The sequence below is a fragment of the uncultured Sphaerochaeta sp. genome, assembly GCF_963676625.2.
Taxonomy (GTDB): Bacteria; Spirochaetota; Spirochaetia; order Sphaerochaetales; family Sphaerochaetaceae; genus Sphaerochaeta.
In genome coordinates this window covers 1-5,824 of record NZ_CAXXYB010000006.1, presented here as the reverse complement: position 1 = coordinate 5,824, position 5,824 = coordinate 1, and the positions used below count along the sequence as shown (strand labels likewise).

7 protein-coding genes are annotated in these 5,824 nt (G+C 43.5%); 3 read left to right on the top strand and 4 right to left on the bottom strand.

The genetic code is table 11. The annotated features are described in order from the left end of the window. The first annotated feature begins 85 nt into the window (after window positions 1–85). A complete protein-coding gene (locus tag ACHZBG_RS10520) occupies window positions 86–688 on the top strand; it encodes a GNAT family N-acetyltransferase (protein WP_320129412.1) in 603 nt (200 codons plus the stop codon). On the opposite strand, the gene ACHZBG_RS10515 is transcribed toward ACHZBG_RS10520, so the two are convergent. Beyond that, the gene (locus ACHZBG_RS10515; protein WP_320129411.1) at window positions 685–2,364 is read right to left on the bottom strand and encodes an MBL fold metallo-hydrolase; all 1,680 of its coding nucleotides are present in this window, start codon (window positions 2,362–2,364) and stop codon (window positions 685–687) included. The genes ACHZBG_RS10520 and ACHZBG_RS10515 overlap by 4 nt on opposite strands. 118 nt (window positions 2,365–2,482) lie before the next feature. On the opposite strand from ACHZBG_RS10515, the gene ACHZBG_RS10510 reads away from it, so the two are divergent. Both ACHZBG_RS10510 and ACHZBG_RS10505 read left to right on the top strand, forming a co-directional pair. Beyond that, complete coding sequence (locus ACHZBG_RS10510; RefSeq protein ID WP_320129410.1) at window positions 2,483–3,163, top strand: lactate utilization protein; 681 nt, start codon at window positions 2,483–2,485, stop codon at window positions 3,161–3,163. Window positions 3,164–3,178: 15 nt separating this feature from the next. After that, window positions 3,179–4,366: an iron-containing alcohol dehydrogenase gene (locus ACHZBG_RS10505; protein WP_320129409.1), complete on the top strand. Its 1,188-nt coding sequence runs from the start codon at window positions 3,179–3,181 to the stop codon at window positions 4,364–4,366. Window positions 4,367–4,587: 221 nt separating this feature from the next. On the opposite strand, the gene ACHZBG_RS10500 is transcribed toward ACHZBG_RS10505, so the two are convergent. The 3 genes from ACHZBG_RS10500 to ACHZBG_RS10490 form a co-directional block, all read right to left on the bottom strand. After that, window positions 4,588–5,040 (bottom strand): PTS sugar transporter subunit IIA, encoded by a 453-nt coding sequence (locus ACHZBG_RS10500; RefSeq protein WP_320129408.1) that lies wholly within the window; start codon window positions 5,038–5,040, stop codon window positions 4,588–4,590. 10 nt (window positions 5,041–5,050) lie between these two features. After that, window positions 5,051–5,533: a universal stress protein gene (locus tag ACHZBG_RS10495; RefSeq protein ID WP_320129407.1), complete on the bottom strand. Its 483-nt coding sequence runs from the start codon at window positions 5,531–5,533 to the stop codon at window positions 5,051–5,053. Then, window positions 5,517–5,824, bottom strand: a 308-nt coding sequence (locus tag ACHZBG_RS10490; protein WP_320129406.1) for a V-type ATP synthase subunit D, incomplete at its 5' end; no start/stop codon positions are given. The genes ACHZBG_RS10490 and ACHZBG_RS10495, both read right to left, overlap by 17 nt.

The following is a 5,824-nucleotide window of genomic DNA, read 5'->3' as shown; positions in this document are numbered from 1 at the left end:
TTATACTTGTAATTATTTTTACGGTACCATTGTGAAACATTTCTCCCGACTGTATTCTATTTTCATAACATTAGGAGAAACACACATGGAACATATAAGAAAGGCTTGTCACCAGGATTTGCCACATATCTATCGCATAAGCCTGAAAACCAGCCTGGCAGGCCTTGATGGCACGGATTTTTTTAACGATCCATTCTGTGTTGGTCATTATTATGCAGCCCCGTACCTGTTTCATGAACCGGATCTTTGCTATGTTGCACTTAATGGCCACAATGTTCCTTCAGGATATATAGTTGGGACAAGCAACACCGAAGAGTTCAATCAATGGATGAATCAAGTGTGGCTTCCTACCTTGCAAGAACAGTATAAATGCCTGACTGATTTCAAATGTCAATCTGAGGAACGGATAGTAGAACAGATTTGCAAAGGTCCAGGGGAAGGAATATGGGAACATGTCGGCTATTCAGCACATCTTCATATAAATCTTTTACCTGAGATGCAAGGACAAGGTATCGGCAAAGGACTTATGACCACCCTCTTTGAGGCCTTGCAAGAAAAAAAGATAGATGGTGTCCATCTGGGAGTGGATGGACACAACGACAAGGCCAAAAGATTTTATGAAAGAATAGGAATGACCGTACTGGAAACCCCTCAATGGGGTTCCGTGTACGGTAAATCTTTCTTCTAGTCGGTATCGGCACCCCATTTTTTCTCGAGATACTCCAAATCACTGGCGAATCTGGTTATTGCATTGGTCAATCGAATTGCATGATTCTGTTGCATATCCTTTTGATTGCCTGCCTTTGTCAGCCTCTCTATGACACCCTGGACTCTTCCTTCATTCTTACCAAGCAAAGCCAAGGCTTCCGCAAGCTCTCTCATGTACGGCAAGACAGAATCGTCAACGGCAACATACGAAGGCAAGGCCTTGGCATCAAGCAAATCAAAATGTTCCAGGGAATGTGGGGCATAAGCCTGTATTCCCAAAGTCTTCGTCACAAATTGGGCGAACCAAGGAGCAACTTCCTTATCACCATGATTTATAAAAGCAAGTTTTGGTTCTTTCTTGAAAGCAGTAAGCCATTTGACCAACCCTTCCTGATCAGCATGCCCGCTAATACCTTGCAATTCACAAATTTCACATTCCACATCTATCTGTTCACCAAATATAGTCACATGCCGGGCACCATCAAGAATGGAACGTCCCAAAGTTCCCCCAGCTTGGTAACCGCTGAAAAGCACCGTGCACTCGGATCGCCAAAGATTATGTTTCAAATGGTGTTTGATTCGTCCTGCTTCACACATTCCGCTGGAACTGATGATAACACAACTCTCTTTGCGGAAGTTCAATGCTTTTGACGCTTCAGAATCCGTGATGGTCACCAACGACGGGAAAACAATGGGGTTGATCCCTTTATTGACCAATTCCATGGCTTCGCTATCCATATATCCGAAAATATTACCCGAAAAAACTTGGGTTGCCTTTACGGAAAGCGGACTATCGACAAAAACAGGAATATCCTTGAAGGAAGGACAAAGCCCCTTCTCCAAAACGACTCTCAGCAAATACAATATTTCCTGGGTTCTTCCGACAGCAAAGGAAGGTATTATGACATTCCCTCCCCGTTTGAAAGTACGTTCGACGATATTTGCCAATTCTTGTGCCCTGATACTGGTAGGGACAGAATTCCCTACCGCATTCAAGGGTTTCTTGTGCAAACGATTTCCATAGGTTGATTCCATGATGACAAAATCAGCATCGTCAATATACTCGGGGTCTTTGATCAAGGGTTGATCAAAATTACCGATATCACCGGAAAACACCAGTTTCCGCATCTCCTTACCTTCAGCCAACCACAGCTCAATGGAGGAAGAACCAAGCAAATGACCTGCATCTATGAACCTGACCTTGCAGGAATGTCCAAGATCAACAATCTCCCCATATTTGCAACTTTGGAAAAATTGCATTGCTTCCTTGGCATTCTTTACAGTATAAAGCGGTTCCACAGCCCCTTTTCCTGCACGTTTCTGTTTCCGGTTCTTCCACTCTGCTTCCATTTCCTGAATATGCCCGCTATCGGCAAGCATGATGTCGCAAAGATCAGCAGTAGCGGAGGTACTCAGGATTTTCCCTTTGAACCCATTTTTCACCAGCAAAGGAATTCTTCCACTGTGATCTATATGTGCATGAGTCAGAAGTACATAATCGATGGAAACTGGATCAAAAGTAAAATCCATGCCGGATTCCCTTTCATCATCACCTTGTGGAAGACCACAATCTACAAGTATTTTCAAGCCAGCACTTTCGACGAGCGTGCAACTTCCGGTAACCTGTTGGGCAGCACCAAGAAATGTTATGTCCATAGGAACTCCTTCTTTATAAAATAACTTCAAAAACCCGTCAGTGCAACTTAAATAAGAAATGCGGCCTTGCGGAGCATTCAGCCAATAGGTTATTCTATATATGGATGGAGAAATAAGTATGGATGCTCATATTCGGAAAAACAGGGAACAGCAGGTTGCACGAACGATAAAGGCCTTGCAACAGAATAACATCATGGCCACTTTCGTACCTTCCTCCGATAAAGTCCCTTCTATGGTAGCTTCCCTTCTTGCAAAAGGAGAGGCAGTTGCAGTCGGAGGCTCCGTTTCCCTAAAAGAAACAGGGGTGCTTGATCTACTGAGAAACGGTACCTATGATTTTCATGACCGATATGCAAAAGGTCTCACATCAGAACAAATCAGGGAAGTTTTCCTTGACAGTTTCCGCGTGGATACCTATTTTGCAAGTGCCAATGCCCTTACTGAGCATGGAGAGATTTATTGTGTCGATGGTACTTCCAACCGTACAGCTGCAATGCTTTATGGTCCGAAACAAGTAATATTGATTACATCCTGGGACAAAATCGTCCCAGACCTTGCCAGTGCGATTGTTCGGGTAAAGACGACAGCGGCACCAGCCAACGCAATCAGACTTGGTGTCGATAGCTTTTGTAATAAAAATGGAAAATGTCTTTCACCTACCTGCACTACCAACAATTTGATGGCTGTGGGTGCAGGAATCTGTGAGCATACCATTTGTTCAAATTACGTTGTATTCTCGCATCAGATGATCAAGGACCGAATCAAGGTACTTATTGTCGGCGAGAGTATCGGATATTAAACAAGGAGAAATTCCATGACTTCTGATTTTACGTATTATACCCCCACAAAGGTAGTATTTGGAAAGAACACCGAGTCCCAAGTAGGTACCCTCATAAAGGAATTCAAGGGCAAAAAAGTCCTTATTCATTACGGTTCCGCAAGCGCAAAGAGATCAGGTCTTCTTGACAAGATAATCACCTCCCTGATCCAGTCAGGATTGGACTATGTGACTCTTGGAGGCGTTGTTCCAAACCCAAGGCTTTCCTTGGTTCATGAAGGAATTGCCCTATGCAAGCAAGAAGGAGTTGATTTTCTGCTGGCAGTAGGAGGAGGTTCTGTCATCGATTCCTGCAAGGCAATCGGCTATGGCCTTTATAATGAAGGTGAAGTCTGGGATTTTTATGACCGTAAGCGAGTCGTCAACGGATGCTATCCTATCGGTGCGATATTGACTTTGGCAGCGGCAGGAAGCGAAATGAGCAGCTCTTCAGTAATAACCAATGAAGAAGGAGATCTCAAGCGAGGTCTTAATTCCGATACAAGCCGTTGCCGTTTTGCAATCATGAATCCAGAACTTACCTATACACTCCCTCCCTATCAAACGATGTGCGGTGCTGTTGATATCATGATGCATACCATGGAACGATATTTTACCGCAAAAGGAAATATGTTCATTACCGACGGATTGGCGGAAGCCCTGCTCAAGACTGTCATATACTATGCCCCAAAATTGAAAAATAAACCGGATGATTATGAGGGAAGGGCAAATCTCATGTGGGCAAGCAGCCTGTCTCATAATGGGCTGACCAGTGCAGGAAACAGCTCTCCTGGAGACTGGGCCCCTCACCAACTGGAACATGAAATCGGAGGAATGTTCGATGTAGCCCATGGAGCTGGGCTCTCAGCAATATGGAATAGCTGGGCAACGTATGTATACGCCAACAATCCTTCACGCTTTGCCAATTTTGGTGAAAAAGTATTTGACCTTCCCCGAACAAAGAATGTGGAAGCTGATGCCCTTGCAGCGATTGAAGCAACCAAGGATTTCTTCGCAAGCCTGGACATGCCAATCAATCTGAATCAACTGGGAATACATCCAACTGAGGCTCAGATCGTGGAAATGGCTGAAAAATGTACATTCTTTGGCAAACGAACCCTAGGTGATTTCAAAACCCTTGGGAAGGAAGATCTCATTGCCATCTACAAGAATGCTGAAAAATAGACAATTCTTTCTATTAAGATGATTCTTCGATTCTTTCGCAAACAATATGTTTATCATAGCCAAGAGCTAAGGAAATTTTTCCTTAGCTCTTATCAGTAATAGTACAGGTTATCCATTCCAACTTGAAAGATTCAAGTTACCGTTGATTTTATCAGACAAAAAAACCCCGGGAAACGTTATAAAACAAATCCAATCGGGGTTTCTGACAAGTAATTTAAAAATTATTCCATAAAGAGACGGACAACTTCATCGCTATCCTTTGATTGCTCCAACATTCTACGGAAAATCTGAGAAGTACAAGTCCGGGCAATGGATGCCAGAAGTTCAACATGGGCAGATGCTTCCGAGGGAGGAGCCAGGACCAAGAAAAAAATCCTGCTTTTTACATCATCAGGGGAATTGAAATCAACGGGAATCCTGCTGATGCCAACAACCAAACTTACATGGTCGACAGCTTCAGTCTTTGCATGTGGAATGGCAATACCATGTCCGATACCGGTGGATCCCAGGCTTTCCCGATCAAGGACAGCATTTAAGATATCGTCGTGCTGTTGGGCAGAACACCCTTTGACCTTGGTGATAACATTTACCAATTCCCCGATAATTCCATTCTTATCATTTCCAGTAAGGGGAACCTTTACAAGGTCCTTATCTAACACATCCAGTAAATTCATGCAACTCTCCTCATGATTCAAACTCAAACCAGATATCATCATCATCACGTACGACCAAAACAGGACAGGGGGACGTTCGCATCAACCTATCAGTATCACTTGCAAGTTCTTCACGACGGGAACGTATATCCGTAATCCCTCCAAGAACCAGAAGATCTGCATTTTTTTCTTTCAATAAAGCACGAACAACAACATGGATTGTACCTTCAAGCTTTACTGTCTCAATTTCCACTTCCTTCTGCTGGGCTAGCTTGGATGCATGACGTAAATATCGATCAGCATCACTTTGCAAGTCTCTATGGTATTCATCACGTTCAATGGCTACAAAAATACCAGCCTTGACCAGCTCAGAGAGGGCCTTTGTATTGACAACATAGACAGCAGTCAACTTTGCACTATTCTCTTTTGCAAGCTTAATTGCATACATTGTCGCTGTCAATGAACTTTCAGATCCGTCCAGATAAACGACGATATCCTTAAACGGAACTCCCATGAGAACCTCCTTTTTCAATCTTATCATCAACGAAGGTAGCAGTCATCATCTTGACCTGTGTATTTTTTGACTCTTGTGTTCGTTCCATACGATCCTTGACTACTTTCAGAAGGATAAAATTCTCTCGCTCCTGTTCCTCGATACGACTGCGCATCCACTTTATCGTCATTTGATTGTCAGGAATGACAATTTTCTCCAGGGCATTTACCTTGCGAATTGTCTTCTTCACCTCCCTGGCCAATCGCATAATCGAAACCTTCAATTCAGCAAGTCGTCCCATCAATTCAAGAG